At 72.5% G+C, this 15,825-nt stretch carries 14 protein-coding genes and 1 riboswitch; of the genes, 8 read left to right on the top strand and 6 right to left on the bottom strand.

The annotated features are described in order from the left end of the window. Positions 1–35: 35 nt before the first annotated feature. Positions 36–935, bottom strand: coding sequence for an alpha/beta fold hydrolase (locus tag ACE4Q9_RS32615; RefSeq protein ID WP_397988107.1), 900 nt, complete (start codon positions 933–935; stop codon positions 36–38). A gap of 314 nt (positions 936–1,249) precedes the next feature. On the opposite strand from ACE4Q9_RS32615, the gene ACE4Q9_RS32610 reads away from it, so the two are divergent. Beyond that, positions 1,250–2,014 (top strand): DUF4097 family beta strand repeat-containing protein, encoded by a 765-nt coding sequence (locus ACE4Q9_RS32610; RefSeq protein WP_397988106.1) that lies wholly within the window; start codon positions 1,250–1,252, stop codon positions 2,012–2,014. 20 nt (positions 2,015–2,034) lie between these two features. On the opposite strand, the gene ACE4Q9_RS32605 is transcribed toward ACE4Q9_RS32610, so the two are convergent. Beyond that, entirely contained in the window at positions 2,035–3,126 is a 1,092-nt protein-coding gene (locus tag ACE4Q9_RS32605; protein WP_397988105.1) for a HoxN/HupN/NixA family nickel/cobalt transporter, read from the bottom strand. Positions 3,127–3,153: 27 nt separating this feature from the next. Then, positions 3,154–3,357: riboswitch (cobalamin riboswitch) on the bottom strand. Between the two features lie 201 nt (positions 3,358–3,558). Here ACE4Q9_RS32605 and ACE4Q9_RS32600 point away from each other — a divergent pair. Further along, a complete protein-coding gene (locus ACE4Q9_RS32600; protein ID WP_397988104.1) occupies positions 3,559–5,034 on the top strand; it encodes a M1 family metallopeptidase in 1,476 nt (491 codons plus the stop codon). A 53-nt stretch (positions 5,035–5,087) separates the two neighbouring features. On the opposite strand, the gene ACE4Q9_RS32595 is transcribed toward ACE4Q9_RS32600, so the two are convergent. Continuing rightward, entirely contained in the window at positions 5,088–6,323 is a 1,236-nt protein-coding gene (locus ACE4Q9_RS32595) for an FAD-dependent oxidoreductase (RefSeq protein ID WP_397988103.1), read from the bottom strand. Between the two features lie 136 nt (positions 6,324–6,459). Here ACE4Q9_RS32595 and ACE4Q9_RS32590 point away from each other — a divergent pair, with 136 nt between their 5' ends. Together ACE4Q9_RS32590 and ACE4Q9_RS32585 are read left to right on the top strand one after the other, a co-directional pair. After that, a complete protein-coding gene (locus ACE4Q9_RS32590) occupies positions 6,460–7,035 on the top strand; it encodes a TetR/AcrR family transcriptional regulator (RefSeq protein ID WP_397988299.1) in 576 nt (191 codons plus the stop codon). Positions 7,036–7,401: 366 nt separating this feature from the next. Then, positions 7,402–8,655, top strand: coding sequence for a PP2C family protein-serine/threonine phosphatase (locus ACE4Q9_RS32585; protein ID WP_397988298.1), 1,254 nt, complete (start codon positions 7,402–7,404; stop codon positions 8,653–8,655). A gap of 19 nt (positions 8,656–8,674) precedes the next feature. On the opposite strand, the gene ACE4Q9_RS32580 is transcribed toward ACE4Q9_RS32585, so the two are convergent. Continuing rightward, positions 8,675–9,871, bottom strand: a complete 1,197-nt coding sequence (locus tag ACE4Q9_RS32580) for a PP2C family protein-serine/threonine phosphatase (protein WP_397988102.1) — start codon at positions 9,869–9,871, stop codon at positions 8,675–8,677. A gap of 993 nt (positions 9,872–10,864) precedes the next feature. On the opposite strand from ACE4Q9_RS32580, the gene ACE4Q9_RS32575 reads away from it, so the two are divergent. Both ACE4Q9_RS32575 and ACE4Q9_RS32570 read left to right on the top strand, forming a co-directional pair. Next, positions 10,865–12,343 carry an NUDIX domain-containing protein gene (locus tag ACE4Q9_RS32575; protein ID WP_397988101.1) on the top strand — a complete coding sequence of 493 codons (1,479 nt, stop codon included), beginning with the start codon at positions 10,865–10,867 and terminating at the stop codon, positions 12,341–12,343. Positions 12,344–12,606: 263 nt separating this feature from the next. Beyond that, positions 12,607–12,960, top strand: a complete 354-nt coding sequence (locus tag ACE4Q9_RS32570; RefSeq protein ID WP_397988100.1) for a hypothetical protein — start codon at positions 12,607–12,609, stop codon at positions 12,958–12,960. Positions 12,961–13,005: 45 nt separating this feature from the next. Here the strand turns inward: ACE4Q9_RS32570 and ACE4Q9_RS32565 are convergent, their stop codons facing one another. Both ACE4Q9_RS32565 and ACE4Q9_RS32560 read right to left on the bottom strand, forming a co-directional pair. Continuing rightward, on the bottom strand, positions 13,006–13,755 hold the full coding sequence (locus tag ACE4Q9_RS32565) for a DUF1990 family protein (protein ID WP_397988099.1): 750 nt from the start codon (positions 13,753–13,755) through the stop codon (positions 13,006–13,008). Beyond that, entirely contained in the window at positions 13,752–13,964 is a 213-nt protein-coding gene (locus ACE4Q9_RS32560; RefSeq protein WP_397988098.1) for a hypothetical protein, read from the bottom strand. The genes ACE4Q9_RS32565 and ACE4Q9_RS32560 overlap by 4 nt, the downstream gene beginning before the upstream one ends. Positions 13,965–14,076: 112 nt before the next feature. Between ACE4Q9_RS32560 and ACE4Q9_RS32555 the strand changes: the two genes are divergently transcribed. Next, entirely contained in the window at positions 14,077–14,799 is a 723-nt protein-coding gene (locus ACE4Q9_RS32555; protein ID WP_397988097.1) for a DUF1990 domain-containing protein, read from the top strand. Between the two features lie 10 nt (positions 14,800–14,809). Further along, positions 14,810–15,691: an SDR family oxidoreductase gene (locus tag ACE4Q9_RS32550; RefSeq protein WP_397988096.1), complete on the top strand. Its 882-nt coding sequence runs from the start codon at positions 14,810–14,812 to the stop codon at positions 15,689–15,691. The last annotated feature ends 134 nt before the right edge of the window (positions 15,692–15,825 follow it).

Below are 15,825 nucleotides of genomic sequence, written 5' to 3'. Positions count from 1 at the left end.
TTTTCCTGCCGCGCGCGGTCTCCTGCCGCCCGCGGTCACGCCCCCTCTGCCGGCTGCGGGACCGCCGGGGAGGGCCGGCCGGTGAAAAAGCTCGTGAGGGAGGACGCGAGCGCTTCGGGGGCTTCTTCGGCCACGTGGTGTCCGGCGTCGATGCCGTGGCCGCGGACGTCCGGGGCCCATCGCCGCCAGATCTTCACCGGGTCTCCGTACAGGTCCTCCAGGTCGTCCCGGCGGGACCAGAGGGCCAGCGCCGGGCAGTGGATACGGGCGCCGGCGGCGCGGTCGGCCTCCTCGTGCCGCCGGTCGATGGTGAGGCCCGCCCGGTAGTCCTCCAGCATGGCCCGCACCACGTCCGGGTTGCGCGTGGCCGCGCGCCACTCGTCGTAGTTCTCCTGTCCCATCCTCCGGGGATCGCCGCGGTACCAGCTGTCCGGGTCGGCGTTGATGACGCGTTCGGGGATGTCCGGCTGGGCGAAGAAGAACCAGTGCCACCACTGCGTGGCGAACGTCGCCGTGATGCGGGAGAGGTGCTCGGTGATCGGCAGGCAGTCGAGGAACGCCACGCGCGAGACCGCGTGCGGGTGATCGAGGGCGAGCCGCAGCGCGACGGCGCCTCCGCGGTCGTGTCCGGCGAGTGCGAACCGGTCGTGGCCGAGGGCGCGCATCACCTCCACCACGTCACCGGCGACGGCTCGCTTGGCGTACCCGGCGTGGTCGGCGGTGGGCGCCGGGCCGGTGGAGCGGCCGTATCCCCGCAGGTCGGGGCAGACCACGGTGAAACCGCTTTGGACGAGGAGCGGGGCGACGCGATGCCAGGTCGCGGAGGTCCGGGGGTGGCCGTGCAGCAGCACCAGGGGCGGTCCTTCCCCGCCGTGGCGCACGAAGATCGACGCTTCCTCCGTCTCGACCCGCCTGGTCTCGAAGTCCTCGAACAAGACCTGCCCCTCCGTCCTCACCGACCGGCCGTGCGAGCCGGGCATCGTGCGCGCCGGGCATGGAAGAACCGGCACGGCCTTGCTCCTGCCCCCGCTGGTGACGAGAACGCCGGTGGTGGCGGGCGGGTCGGTGTCCGGTGCCGGAAGCGGGAGAGGGGTGCGGTGGGAGGGGACGATGTTCACCCGACGGCCTCGTCGGGACCGGGCGATGTGCACGACAACCGGCCCCGGCGGGCACCCGCAGTTCCATGACATCTTCATGGAGCCGACCGAGCCGTCCGGATTCCGGGCGCACGTCCCGTCGTACCGGCCGCGTGACGTGGGCCGGGTGTGCGCTGCTGCCGCTTCTCGCGCTGACGGCCTGTGATCACGGCGGCGGTGAGCTGCCGCTGCCCGGAGCCGTGCGCGGCGCACGCGGCGGGCAGTTCGAGAGGGCCGTCCTCGCGGACGGCGGTCGTCTCGTCATCACCACTCAGGGCGGCGTACGCGTCGTCGGGACGGACGACGGCAGCGTGTCGGTGGACGACGCGACCCTCGCCCGCTGGGGCGGGCACGGGGGCACGCACACCCTCGACCTGCCCTGCGACGAGGGTGACGACCGGGCCAAGGGCAACTGCGGCGGTATGCCGCTCGTCCATGTGCCGACCGGCGTCACGCTCACCGTGCGGGCCCACGACGCCGGGATCGATGTGACCGGTGTGCGGGGCGAGTTGAGCCTGAGCACCGTCAACGGTGACGTCACCGTGCGGGATTCGGGCACGAAGGGTGCCCGCCAGCGTCTGGTGACCCGTAACGGCTCCGTCCGCGCTACCGGCCTGGCGGCCCGTGGCGTGGCCGCCGAGACGGTCAACGGCGATGTCGACCTGCTGTGCGCGACCTCGCCCGGCACGCTCGACGGGGTGACCCGCAACGGCTCCGTGCGGGTCACCCTGCCGGCGGACGCCCCGCCGTACGCGACGGACGCGCGCACCGTCAACGGCCGCTCCGCCGTGGGCGTTCCGGCCGCGCGCTCCGCCGACCACCGGTACCGGCTGGCTCTGCGCACCGTCAACGGCGACGTCGAGGCCCACCGTGGCTGAGGATCCCGCTCCGGCGGGCGTCAGCCACCGTCGCCGAGCCGGCCGGCCCACCTCTGCTCCACCCTGGCCAGCCGCCAGTACGCCAGCGCCGCCCCCCAGACGACCACGAACAGGCCGACGATGACGTACCCGACGTTGTCCAGGTCGAGCCCGGCGATCCAGCCGGTCACCGCGTCGCTCAGATCGAGCTTCTCGTGCAGCACCCCGACCAGTTCGATGGTGCCGATCAGGAAGGCGACCGCGATGGACAGGCCGGTGATGGTGAGGTTGTAGAACACCTTGCGCACCGGGTTGGAGAACGCCCACTGGTAAGCGAAGTTCATGAAGGTGCCGTCGAGCGTGTCGAACAGGCTCATCCCCGCCGCGAACAGCAGCGGCAGGCACAGGATCGCGTACCAGGGAAGCCCGGCCGCGGCACCGCTGCCCGCCATCACCATCAGGGTGACCTCGGTCGCGGTGTCGAAGCCGAGGCCGAACAGGAAGCCCAGCGGGAACATCTGACCGGGGCGGGTGATCGACTTGGTGGCGCGGCCCAGGAAGCGGTTCATGAACCCCCGCGAATCCAGGTGCTGTTCGAGGGCGGCCTCGTCGTACGTGCCCGCTCGCATCGCCCGGAAGACCCGCAGGATGCCCGCGAGCGCCACGAGGTTGAGCGCCGCGATGAGGTAGAGGAAGGTCCCGGAGACGGTGGTGCCGACGACGCCGAGGGTCTGGTGGGTACGGGAGTTGTCGTCGAGCAGGGTGCCGGCGAGCTGTGTGCCTCCCGCGACCAGGGCCGCCATGACGACCACCACGCTGGAGTGGCCGAGCGCGAACCAGAAGCCGACGGACACCGGCCGCTTGCCGTCGGCCATCAGCTTGCGGGTGGTGTTGTCGATCGCGGCGATGTGATCGGCGTCGAAGGCGTGCCGCATGCCCAGCGTGTACGCGGTCACCCCGAGGCCGATCCCGAACGCCTTGGATCCGACCTCGTAGTGGCCCGGTACGACCAGCAGGAACAGGATGCCGAACGCGACGACGTGCAGGACGGCGATCACCATGAGCAGTCCGGCGGTACGGACGGTGTCCTCGCGCCGCCAACGAAAACGGGTCGACTCTGTGGGCAGGGTCATACGGTCACGCTCCAGCACCTCGTGGATCTCTTCGTGAAGTGCCGTGGCCGGTCTCCTGGCTTACGGGTGTGCGCGTGTCCGTCCCGGCCTTCCCGTCCGCCGGGCGGCGGACAGTGACCATGCACAACTGGGACGGATACTCCCCGATCACAGTGGCGAGGGCCGCTCCGGCCTGAACCCCGCGAAGGGTTGTCACCGGTCTTCCCGAACACCACGGCCCGCCCACCGTAGGGCCGACCACCCATCCCCGCACAACCACGCGGTCGTTCAGGTATCCAAGATCACATCCTTGCGCGGGACCGACACCGCCTTCGGACACGCCCTGGTGATTCGGCCAGGGCGGAAATATTTTTACCGACCTTGAGGCAACCATGGGTTGCTTCAGGCTTTCTGACCTCTCGCGTGCTGCAATCGACCGACGGGAGACACGAGATGGGACCTCGCACCACGACGGACCGCCGGCCCCGGTCGGCCGCCTCGCGCTCCCGGTCCGGCTGGGCTCCGGCGGCGGCACTGCTCCTGGCCCTGACGACGACCTGCGCCGGCTGCGCGCCGGGGGACGGGATCGCCGCCGCGCTCCCCGGTGCGGCCGGAGTCGGTGACCGGCTGTTCCCCACCCTCGGCAACGGCGGCTACGACGTGACGCATTACGGGCTGACGCTGGACTACACGCCGGAAGGCAACCACTTGAAAGGCACGGCGGTCATCACCGCTCGGGCCACACAGAACCTGAGCCGCTTCGACCTCGACCTGTCGGGCCTGCGGGTACGGACCGCCACGGTGCAGGGGGCGCGGGCTCACGTCGCCCGCTCGGGAAACGAGTTGGTGGTGACACCGGCGAAGTCGGTCAAGGAAGGCGAGGTCTTCGAAACGGTCATCGCCTACGACGGCACGCCGCGAGCGGTCGAGGGCGACGACGGAGGGCTCGAAGGCTGGATCGAGACCGACGACGGCTCGGCCGCCCTGGGCGAGCCGACCGGCTCCATGACCTGGTTCCCCGGCAATCACCACCCGTCGGACAAGGCGATGTACGACATTCGGGTCACCGTGCCCAGGGACGCGGACGGCGACTTCTACGACGTGGTGAGCAACGGCGAGCTGATCGCGGAGCGGGACAAGGGCGGGACGGTGACACGGCATTGGCGCACCGCGGAGCCCATGTCCAGCTACCTCGCCCACGTCTCCGTCGGCTACTTCGACGTCCACAACGGCTGGACACGCGATCACCTGCCCGTCTACGTCGCCGTCGATCCCGACGAGTCCGAGGACGCGGCCGCCGTCCCGCGCCTGGTGCCCGAGATCGTCGACTGGGCCGCTGAACTCTTCGGCCCTTACCCCTTCTCCTCGACCGGCGCCGTCGTCGACCACCTGCCCGGGCTCGACTACGCCCTGGAGACCCAGACCAAGCCCTATTTCGCCGAAGCGCCGGACGAGTCGCTGCTGGTGCACGAGCTGGGACACCAGTGGTTCGGCAACTCCGTGACCCCGCGACGGTGGAAGGACATGTGGCTCAGCGAGGGGATGGCCACCTACGCGGAGTGGCTCTGGGAGGAGCAGCGGGGCGGCAGGAGCACCGACGAGATCTTCCAGGCCTTCTACGACGGAACGGACGACGAGGCCGAGGGCATCTGGGCCTTCCCGCCCGCCGATCCGCCCAGCGGAGGACGGGTGTCCGACCCGCCCGTCTACGGACGCGGTGCCATGGTCCTGGACCAGGTACGCAAGGCCGTCGGCGACGAGGACTTCTTCCGCATACTCCACACCTGGACGCGCCGGCACCGGCATGGCAACGCCGACACCGGGCAGTTCCTCACGCTGTGCGAGAGCGAGTCCGGCAAGGACCTGACCGGGATCTTCGACGCGTGGCTGTTCGCCAAGGGCAAGCCCCCTCGGGCGCGAGGAGCCTGACCAGCGAAGCAGCAAGCCCGGGGGAAGCCGGCGGGCGGTTGCCGGACGGGCGTTCAGGCGCCGGTGTGTTCGCCCGCCCGCTGGGCACGCTCCCGCCGGTAGGACTCCGCGCGGGCGAGGTAGTCCCGGTGTTCCTGCTCGGGGTCCGGCGGCAGGTCCGGCTCGTCGGTGGTGGTGAAGAACCGCACCAGGGCCTCGTTCGCGTTCACGGCCAGGTCGCCGGAGCGGGCGAACATGTCCGACTCGTAGCGGGCGACCGCCTCGTCCAGGGTGGCGGCCGGATCGGGGCCGACCGCGCGGCTGACGGCGTGCGCGAGTTCCGCGCCGTCCAGCATCGCGAGGTTGGCGCCGTGGCCGCCGAAGGGCGCCATCAGGTGGGCCGCGTCGCCGATCAGGGTGACACCGGGGACGTGTTCCCAGGTGAGCGGGGCGGGCAGGGCCCAGAAGGCCCGCGGCACGTAGTCGCCGTCGTTGCGGACGATCAGCGCGCGCATGGCCTGCGACCAGTGCCCGAATTTCCGTACGAGGTGGGAGCGGACGCTTCCCCGGTCGGTGAGGTCCACACCCGCCCCGACGTGCCAGTCCGGTGCCGCGCGGAACGCGATGTAGCCGCGGACCACGCCGTCGCCGTTGCGCTGGAGGATCACCGCGCGGCCGTCGTTGTCGTTGGCGAACAGGTGGCCGGCGCCGACGATCCCGGCGACGTCGGGGTGGCGGGAGTCGACCTCGTCGTACCGGACGTCCAGGAAGCAGACCCCGAGGTGCCGGGGGGTGGCGTCGCTGACCAGGGGGCGGACCTTCGACCACGCCCCGTCGGCACCGATCACCAGGCCGGCCTCCGTGGTGGTGCCGTCCGCGAACTCCAGGCGGTGGCGGCCGTCGCCGAGCGGGGTCACGCCGACGAGCCGGTGGCCCCAGCGGACGGTGCCGGACCGCAGGTGGTCGTAGATCATCCGGCGCAGCCGGCCGCGGTCGATCTCCGGTGCGGCCGCGTCGCCGGGTTCAGGGGTGAACTCCGCCAGCACCGTGCCGTGGTGGTCGCGGCGGGTGCCGGCCTGCCCCTCCGGGCGGGCCCCCGCCATGAAGGCGTCGAGCAGCCCGGCGTCCTCGAGGGCGATCTGCCCGGAGTCGGCGTGCAGGTCGAGCGTGCCGCCGGTGTCGCGGGAGTCAACGGCCTCGTCGGCGTCGTACACGGTGACCTCGATGCCGTGCCCTTGCAGGACGCGGGCGCAGGTCAGACCGGCGGGGCCGCCGCCGATCACACAGATCCGGGGCGTGGTGTTCGTCATCGGGACCTCTTCCTCGGGTGGCACGGGTCGCGAACGCGTCACGACAGCACCCGTCTGGGTGTAACCGCTAAAAAAGCGTAACAGCTAAACCTTCGAAGCGAGTCCATGAAGGCGGTAAAGTGACGGCGTGACCGAGATGGGGCGCCGAGAGCGCAAGAAGGCAGCCACCCGCCAGGCCCTCGCCGACGCGGCACTGCGCCTGTTCTCCGAGCGGGGCTATGACGAGGTCGGGGTGCGGGAGATCGCCGACGCGGCCGACGTCTCCGTGACGACGCTGTTCAAGCACTTCCCCGACGGCAAGGAGGCGCTGGTCTTCGACCAGGACGGGGACCGGGAGGCGGCCCTGGTCGCGGCGGTCCGCGAGCGCCCCGCCGGGCAGTCCGTACCGGGGGCCCTGCACCAAATGCTGCTGGGCGAAACCTCCCGGCGGGTCCATGCCGACCCCCGGTTCGACGACTTCCTGCGCCTGGTCGACACCACCCCTGCGCTGCGCGAGTACGCCCGCAGGATGTGGCTGCGGCACGAGCACGTCCTGGCCGCGGCGATCGCCGAGGACGCCGGGCTGCCCGCCGACGATCCGGGCTGCCGGGCGCTGGCCCACTTCGCGCTGGAGGCGCCCGTTCTCGTCCGCGGGTCCCGGGACCCCGACGCCGCCCTCGGCCGGATCTTCGACCTGCTCGCCAACGGCTGGACCGGCGAGCGCGCCGGCTGACGCGGCGTGGCGTCCGAGGCGCTCCCGAACGGCACGAGGCAGATCTCCGTCATCGGCACCGTCCAGGCGGTGCGGACGAACTGGAGCCGGGCCGACGGCAGTTGGCACGGTTGGAGGTCCATGGGCGCCATCGCCGGGAGCGGCGTCTCCATCTGGGGCGTGAGCGACGGCGGCTGGGTGTCCTCCATCGTCGTCACGGGCACCGACGGCAACCCCTGGCACCGTACGCGTCCTGATCCCTTGCCCCGGCGGGCCCGCGCCCCGCCGGCGGGGGCCGGGCGGGTGACGCAGACCGGGCGGGCACCGCGGGCGCGGCCTAGGTTGGAGGGCAGGTCACCGGCGGCAGCGGGCACGAGGAGCGACGAGATGGCGGCACCAGTGGACCACGCGGCCCTGTTCGCGGCCGTACCGACTCCGTGCCTGGTGCTGGGCCCGGATCTGGTGATCGTGGACGTCAACCGCGCCTATCTGGCGGTCACCGGACGCACGCGGGACGACCTGGTGGGCCAGCACATCTTCCAGGCGTTCCCGGATAACCCCGACGATCCGGAATCCGACGGCGTGCGGAACATGAACGCCTCCCTGCACCGGGTGCTGGCCACCCGGAGACCCGACACGATGCCGCTCCAGAAGTACGACATCCCCGTCCCGCACCGGCCCGGCATGTTCGAGGAGCGCTGGTGGTCCCCGGTGAACACCCCGGTGTGCGGCCCGGACGGGCAGGTGGCGTGGATCATCCACCGGGGCGAGGACGTGACCGCGTTCGTCAAGTCCCGCCGGGCCGCCGATCCCGCGGGCGCCCGAGTGGACTGGAATCCGGGGGCGGCCGAGTCGCTGGAGGCGGAGCTGTACGCACGGGCGCGGGAGCTCCAGCGGCTGAACGAGGAGCTGCGCCAGGCCCACACCCGCGAACGCGAGGTCGCCGTCACCTTGCAGGAGGCCATGCTGCGCACCCCCGACCTGGCCCATCACGCCGAGGACGTGGTGGTGCGCTATCAGCCGGCGGTGGGGTCCCTGAACGTGTGCGGCGACTGGTACGACGTCGTGGACATTCCCCCGGACCAGTTGGCGCTGGCGGTGGGCGACGTCATCGGGCACGGCCTCCAGGCCGCCGCGGTCATGGGCATGCTGCGCAGCGCCCTGTCGGCGGCCGTGCGTGCCCTGCCGCGCCCCGCGCAGGCGCTGGAGGTGCTGGGGCTGTACGCCCGGTCGATCGACGACGCGCTGGGCACGACCGCGGTCAAGACCATCGTGGACCGGCGGAGCCGGCTGATCACCTACAGCAGCGCCGGGCACCCGCCCCCGGTGCTGGTGAAGGGCGACGGCACGACCGAGCTGCTGGACCAGGCCACCGACCCGCCGCTGGGCGCGCGCCCGCAGCATGTGCCCCGCCCGCAGGCCAGCCTCCCGTACAAGCAGGGCGACACGCTGGTGCTCTACACGGACGGGCTCATCGAGCGCCGCGAGGAGGACATCGACACCGGTCTGAACCGGCTGAGGGATGTCCTCGCCGAGTGCGGTCGCCTCGGGCCCGAGCGGCTGGCCGACACCGTGCTGGCCCGTCTCGGCGTGGCCGGCGGCGGCCGGGACGACGTCGCCCTCGTCGTCGTACGCCTGTAGTCCGGGTGGTACCCCCGGCTCAGAAGTACCCCTCCTTCGCCGAGAAGCCCCGCTCCCGCGCTCCCGGCAGCGGGCCCGTTCCCGGGCACGCCTCCGTCTGAGGGAGGCGTCGGACCGCGTAGACCGTGGTGTCGTCGGCCAGCCGACGCCCGCTGTGCCGGAGCACGCCGTCGCGGACCCGGCGGACCAGGGGGCCGGGCGCGGCGCAGCCCGGATCGGCGGTGACCGCGGCGGCGACATCGCCGTACAGGTCGTAGAACTCGCCCTCGCGGTCACGGGCCTCGGTCACCCCGTCGGTGACGAGCAGCAGCGTCTCCCCCTGTGCGAGCGGCACCCGGTGGGTCGGTGGCAGCCCGCCGACGAGATCGCCGAGGCCGAGCGGCACCCCGTCTCCCGCGGGCAGCTCGCGTACCCCGTGCGACCCGACCGCGAGCGGTGCTTCGTGCCCGAAGTTGACGACATCGACCGTTCCGGGCGCGTCCCTGGAGAAGGCGACGAGCACGGCCGTGGCGAACCGGTCGCGGTCCTCCCGGCCGATCGCGACGGTGTGCACCCGGTGCCGCAGCATCCGGATCTCCAGCCGCTCGGCGACCGTCCGGAGGTCGTCCTCGTGGTAGGCGGCCTCGCGGAAGGTACCGAGCAGCGCAGCCGCCGCCTCCACCGCGCCGAGTCCCTTGCCCTGCACATCGCCGACGAGGACACGGGTGCCGTAGGGGCTGGGCTGGATGTCGTAGAAGTCGCCCCCGACCTGCGCCTCGACATCCGCGGCGAGATACACGCCCGCCTGCTCCAGACCGGCCCAGCGTTCGGGCAGCGGGCGCAGTACGGCCCGTACCGAGGTCTCCAGGATGTCCTGCATGCGCAGCATGCGCCGCTGCTGCCGCACCCGCAGTGCCGCCACCAGGGTGGCCAGCACACCGCCCAGCGCGACCAGCACGAAGTCGGGCAGACCCGCCTCGTACTGCCGGGGCCAGGCGTTGTCCACGAGGACGTACGTCACGAGGGACACCACGGCGAAACCGGCCGTGGTCCCCACCCCGCAGACCGCGGCGGCCAGGCCGGGCACCAGGACGATCCAGGAGACGATCCGGAACTCGGCGCCGGTGTTGAAGTCCAGCGTCACGATGCCGATGAGCAGCAGTGACGGCAGCAGCCAGGCGTAACCGCGCACACCGTTCCACTGCGGGCGGCCCCGCTCGTGCTTGATGACTCTCATGGCGGCCGCGTCTCCATGTTCCACAGCGAAGCATGGGCCGACCCGCCCCGCATGCGGACCCCGCCCAGGAGAGAGGGTGCTGGGACCGGACCCGGCGTCCGGTATCGCGGGGCGGAGCGCGCCAGCCGCCTCGTTCGCACGCTGGGCCGCCGACAGCCCCGCGGAACCGCCCGCGCCGCGACCGGCCTCGGGAAGACGGCGCCGATCCGCCTGGCGGCGGACGGCCGGATCGGCGGCTGCTGACGAGTGGGTACCGCCGTGACCACCGTGGCCACCTCGCCGCGACGAGCCGCTTCACCGGACGGCAGCGGCAGCCGGGCGGACAGGGGGGCGACGGCCAGGGGGCGTTCGAGCGGCGGTGACACCCCGCCCCCGACCGTGGTCTACGACCTGGGCAGCGGAGGAAGCGCCGGTCGCGACGCGGCGTCCGGCTGTCGCCTCGGCAACGGGCTTGTCGAGAGGCCGGGCAACGCCATCGCGCCTATGACGTGGTCGAGTTCACGCAGTATGCTCGTCGCCGCGTCTCGCACGCGCGCGGGTACATCGCCACGCTCCGCGACAAGTTGGTGGTAGATCGGAGCGTCCTGAAACATGTGGTCCCTTCCGTAGTGATCATGACTAGTACGGCCGCCGAGTCTAAGGGCTGTCCCGCGACGATCTGTCTCTGTGTCCTGATCTCGGCCTTCTTGGGCCGGAGCGCGCACTGTGGCCGCGCGAGCGGACCGGTCTGAGCGGCCCGTCGGACACCCGCCTGCCGTCGGCGCGGCACGCCGCGGTACGGCTCGTACGCGGCCTGCATGACCAGCGTCGGCGTTTCGGCCACGGCCGTGTTCGACGACCGGTCAGCTCCGGCAAGGGTCGGCGTGTCCGGCACGAACGCGCATTCGCCTGACACCGGGGTTTCCGACACGTCCGAAAAACGTGTGTTCGACAGGCGGGTCTTCGTCGTTGATCCATGCCCACGCCCTGTCCGCTCTCCGCCGAGGTGATGACGTGCCGCCCACCCGCTCCCACATCCGTACGACCACCGAGACGTACCTGACCCGGCATCCGCACGAACGCGAGACCCTGGCCGGGTTGCCGGCTCTCCTCGACGGGCCCGACGAGCCGACGAGCCGCGCCACGCTGCCGGCCCACATCACGTGCAGCGCGGCGGTCATCGACCGTGACCGGCGCGTGCTGCACATCGGTCACCGGGCGTCGAACCGGCTCCTCGCGCCGGGCGGTCATGTGGAGGACGACCGGACCCTGTTGGCCGCCGCGCTGCGCGAGGTGTGCGAGGAGACCGGGCTGCGCCCCGCGGATCTGTGCCTGACGCCGCAGTTCCTCGACACGCCGGTCGACATCGACGTCCATGACATCGACGCCGCCCCGGCCAAGGGCGAACCCGCGCACCGGCACTTCGACTTCCGCTTCGCCTTCTACCTCGCGGCGGACGCGCCGCCACCGCTCTCGCCGCGGGACGAGGAGGTGTTCCGCGTGGAGTGGCGGCCCCTCGCTGACGTCGGTTCACCGACCCTGCGCGCCAAGCTCCTGGACGCCGAGGCCCGAGGTCTCGACGGGCGGCCCGAGCCGGTCAACGCCTCCGCCCTGATCCACGACGGCCGCGGTCGGTATCTGCTCCACCTGCGCGATCACCGGGACGGCATCTGGGAGCCGTGGTCCCTCGCCCTGCTGGGCGGCGGCCGCGAGCCGGGCGATGCCTGCCTGGAGGCGACCCTGCGCCGCGAACTCGCCGAGGAGGCGCCCGGTCTGGAGCCCGCCGGGCTGAGGCCGTACGCCGTGGAGACGGAGACCGGAGCCGACGGACTCAGCGTGCCCGTCCAGATCTACGAAGGTCGCTGGAGGGGTCACCCCGACTCCGTGGAGCTGCGTGAAGGCGTCCTGCTCCAGTGGTTCACCGTCGACCAGTTCGACCGGCTGCGGCTGAGTCCCGGCCTGGGCGACCTGATCCGCGGGCACGCCGCCGGGCACGCCGACCCCGGCGGCCCGCAGCAGGGCGACGGCCGACCGCATGGTGACGCGCCGGCGGGAACGGAGCTGCACATCGTCGGCGTCCACCTCTACCTCCAGGACGAGCGGGGCCGCGTCCTCCTCGGGCTGCGGCATCCCGATGCGGCGTACGCCGGCGACACCTGGCACTTCCTGGCCGGGCACTGCGAGCGGGAGGCCGCGGTCGGCTGCCTGGTGCGGGAGGCCGGGGAAGAGGCCGGGCTCGTCATCGATCCGGCGGGTGTCGAGCTCGTGCACGTGGTCCACCTGCTCGACCCGCCGACGGCACGCCCGCGGATCCAGCTCGTCTTCCGCGCCCGGTCCTGGTCCGGCACCCCCGAGGTCCGGGAGCCCGACCGCTGCGCGGAGTGGCGCTGGTGGCCGCCCGAGTCCCTCCCGCGACAGCTGGTTCCCTACGCGCGCACCGCCATCGAGGGCGTCCTCGCGAACCGCTCCTACTCCGAGGTGGGCTGGTCGTGACGACAGAGGTCACCGGCGCGCCGAGGCCCCTCCGTAGCCGAGCATGCCGCCTCGGCCGGAGTTGAAGGGGCGCGGCGGCAGGTCGATGCCCATCTGCTCCGGCGCCGCCGTGGCGATCGGTGCCGCCGACCGGGGCTTTTGGCCCGGCGCAGGGTGTGGCGCTGCGCGCGGGACGACCCGTTCGGGGGACAAAGCGGCTATCCGCTCGCTTTCTGGGCATCGCTGGCATTGACCGCATCAGCATCCGACAGAGAGAGATGCCCGTGTCTGCTCGCTCCCTCACGGCGGCCCTCGGCGCTGCCTGTAGTGCCCTCGTTCTGCTGCTGGCCGCGCCGGGTCCGGCCGCGGCGGCGACCGGCCAGTTCCGCTACTCCTACACCACCGCCGAGGGGTACGAAGCCGTCGGCTTCCTCAACAACCCCGCCAGCGGCGAGTGCATCAATCTGCAAGGGCCCGGTGCCGAGCCGGGGTCGGCCAGCCGTGCTCCCAAGAACCGCACGGACGCCACCGCGACCGTCTTCCTCGACGCCGACTGCGAGGGCGACACCTACTACACCCTGCGTCCCGGCTCGGGCGCGGGCGACCGCCTCCTCCTGCGGTCCGTCGTCTTCTCCTGACCTCCCGCACAGAGCCGAACGCCCCTCACCGCGGAACGGCACGCGTCAGCCGGGGTGGGGTGAGCGGGCCGGGGACTCGCGGTGGAGGGCCAGGGTGTCCAGGCGGTGCACGTGTGCGTCCGAGGGGACGCACACCAGGGGGCCGATCCTCGTCGCCGGGTGTGGCGGTGCGGGCTCGCCGCGCAGTGCCGTACCGACGAAGCGGCGCATGCGTTCGCCGCACCGCCGGTAGAACCGCAGTTGGGTGCGGCGGCCGAACAGCCGCCAGCCGAGGGCGGTGACCGGACCGAGCGTGGGCGCGCCCTGCGAATAGCAGGTGACCAGGAACTCCACCGCGCCGGTCCGGCTGTTCTTCACCACCTCGTAGGTGACCTTGCCGCGCTCCAGGTGGCCGTCGAGGGTCTCGTACGCCCATCCCCACACACGGTCCGTCTCCTCGCGCGTCTCATCGACCACCTCGGTGACGCGTACGCCGCAGTGGAAGTGCAGGCCGTGGAAACGGGCTTCGAGCAGCATGTCGCGGCCGAGGAGGGGCGCTGCCGGGTCGTACAGCGCGCGGACGATCTCCGGCGGGGAGAACTCGTAGTCGCGGACGAGGCGGCGGGCGTGTGTCCAGGATCCGCCGGGCGCGGGCGGGCCGGGGGGCTCGGCGGGCAGCTGGGTGCGGTGCACGTCGATGTTCCACGCGGGGCGGCGTACCTCGTCGGCCGAGTAGTTGACGGACGCGTCGGCGAGCCGCTGCCACGCTCGTACCGCGTCGAACCGTCCGAAAGCCGGTCGCCCGGAGGCCGTCACTCCCTTTCCCGCAGTGATTCGCCGATCAGCCACAGCATCGGTGGCCACAGGCCGACGAACAGCGCGCGCCGTTCGGCGTTTCCGCGCTGCTCCTGGTCGACGGTCTTCGCGCGCACCCACAACGTCACGCACAGACCGATCGCGCCGAGCGAGGCGAGGTGCAGCTGAACGCTGCGCGCGCCCGCTCGGCGCAGCAGCCGGACCACCATGCGCGCCTCCAGGTTCGTCCGCTCGTGTCACGCCACTGTGTCACCAGCGCTATACCAGGGTATGCACCTATTCATTCATATTTATGCCCATCCGGTGAGATGAGGGAGTGCGATGCCCGGAGAGCGCTGGCAGCGGGGCCTGACCGTGCTGGCGCGGTGGCTCCTGGGCACGATGCTGGTCACCTGGCGTTACCTGTGGGAGACGACGCCCCTGTACCGTGCGGGCGAGTGCGAGGGCGATGAGCGGGACCGGCCGCCGCGGCTTTCGCCGGCGGCGGTCGACGGCGCGGTGCAGCGGGCCGAGGACGGCTGCGGTCCCCTGTTCCACCGTCTCTTCCGGGTCCGTATCGCCGGGGCCGAGGTCGACGCCGCCCGGCTCGTGGAGCATGTCTGCCGGCATTTCGAGCGCTTCGTCCCCTCGGAGGTGGTCGGGATCCGCTCGGGTGAACTCGGCGCCGGGGGTCTGGACGTCGCGGACGAGCTGGTGGTGGAGATGCCGGGCCCCTGGAACGGTCCGGTGCGGGTCCTCCACCGCGACCGCGGTCTGCTGCACCTGGTGACGTTGCGCGGGCACATGGAGGCCGGTCAGGTGCGGTTCCGCGCGTACGAGGACGGCGACCTGCTCGTGTTCGAGATCGAGTTGTGGGCACGCGCCGCGACCCGCCTGGTGCACGTGCTCTACTCGTACCTGCGGGTGGCGAAGGAGATCCAGCTCAACATGTGGGTCCGCTTCTGCCTGTCCGCCGTCCGGGACTCGGGCGGCCGGCTGGTGGACGGAGTGCACATCCGCACCCGCCGGCTCCACCCGTCGCACGCGGCGCCGCGGCAGGGGTGAGGGGCAGCCCATGCCGAGCGGCCCCCTCCAGGACCGTACCGCCGTGGTCACCGGAGCCGCACGCGGGCTGGGCGCCGCGCTGGCGCGCGAACTGGCCCGGCGCGGGGCGCGCGTGGCGCTCCTGGGGCACGAGAGGGCCGGGCTGGCCGCCGTGGCGGACTCCCTGGCGACCGGGGCTCTGGCGGTCGAGGTCGACGTCACCGACCCCACCGCTCTGGAAGAGGCGGCGGCCGAGGTGCGCGCCCGGCTCGGGCGGCCGTCGGTGGTCGTGGCGAACGCCGGGATCGCGCAGGGCGGCCCGTTCGCGACGTCCGACCCCGCCTCGTGGCGCCGTGTCATCGACGTCAATCTGACGGGCAGCGCCCACACGGCGCGGGTCTTCCTGCCCGACCTCGTCGCGACCCGCGGCTACTTCTTGCAGGTCGCCTCGCTGGCCGCGCTCGGTGCCACCCCCATGATGAGTGCCTACTGCGCCTCGAAGGCGGGGGTGGAGGCGTTCGCCCACGCGCTCAGGGCGGAGGTCGCGCACCAGGGGGTCGCCGTGGGCATCGCCTATCCGGGCTGGGCGGACACCGACATGATCCGCGACGCCGAACGGTTCGCCGCCCTGCGCGCGTTGCGCCTGCGCATGCCTTCCCCCATCCGCGCCATCCACCCGGCCGACGCGGTCGCCGCCCGGCTGGCGCGTGCGGTGGAGCGCCGCCGTACCGCGGTCTACGTTCCGTCGTGGCTGCGCTGGGTCCAGGCGGTCCGTGCCGCTCTGCCGCCCGTCGTGCTGCGGGTGACCCGGCGCGAGCTGCCCCGTCTGGACGCCGGACAACCGTTGCGCGCCACCGGTCCGCTCGGCGCCGGCGGGCGGTCCGACGCCGCCGCGGAGCGGGGAGAGGGCTGATCGCCCGGTCGGAGGCTATTCGGGGGCCGGTGCGGGGGAGGCGAGGCGCGGGGTCGTACGGCGGCGACGGCAGCGGGGGGGACGGGCGCGCGGCACCGGCCGTGGCGGTCCGGCGGCCCTGGGCTCCTCCGCCT

It is taken from the genome of Streptomyces sp. AM6-12 (assembly GCF_044327085.1).
GTDB lineage: Bacteria > Actinomycetota > Actinomycetes > Streptomycetales > Streptomycetaceae > Streptomyces.
Note: the sequence above shows the minus strand (reverse complement) of the source record. Positions and strands in the feature narration are given on the sequence as shown.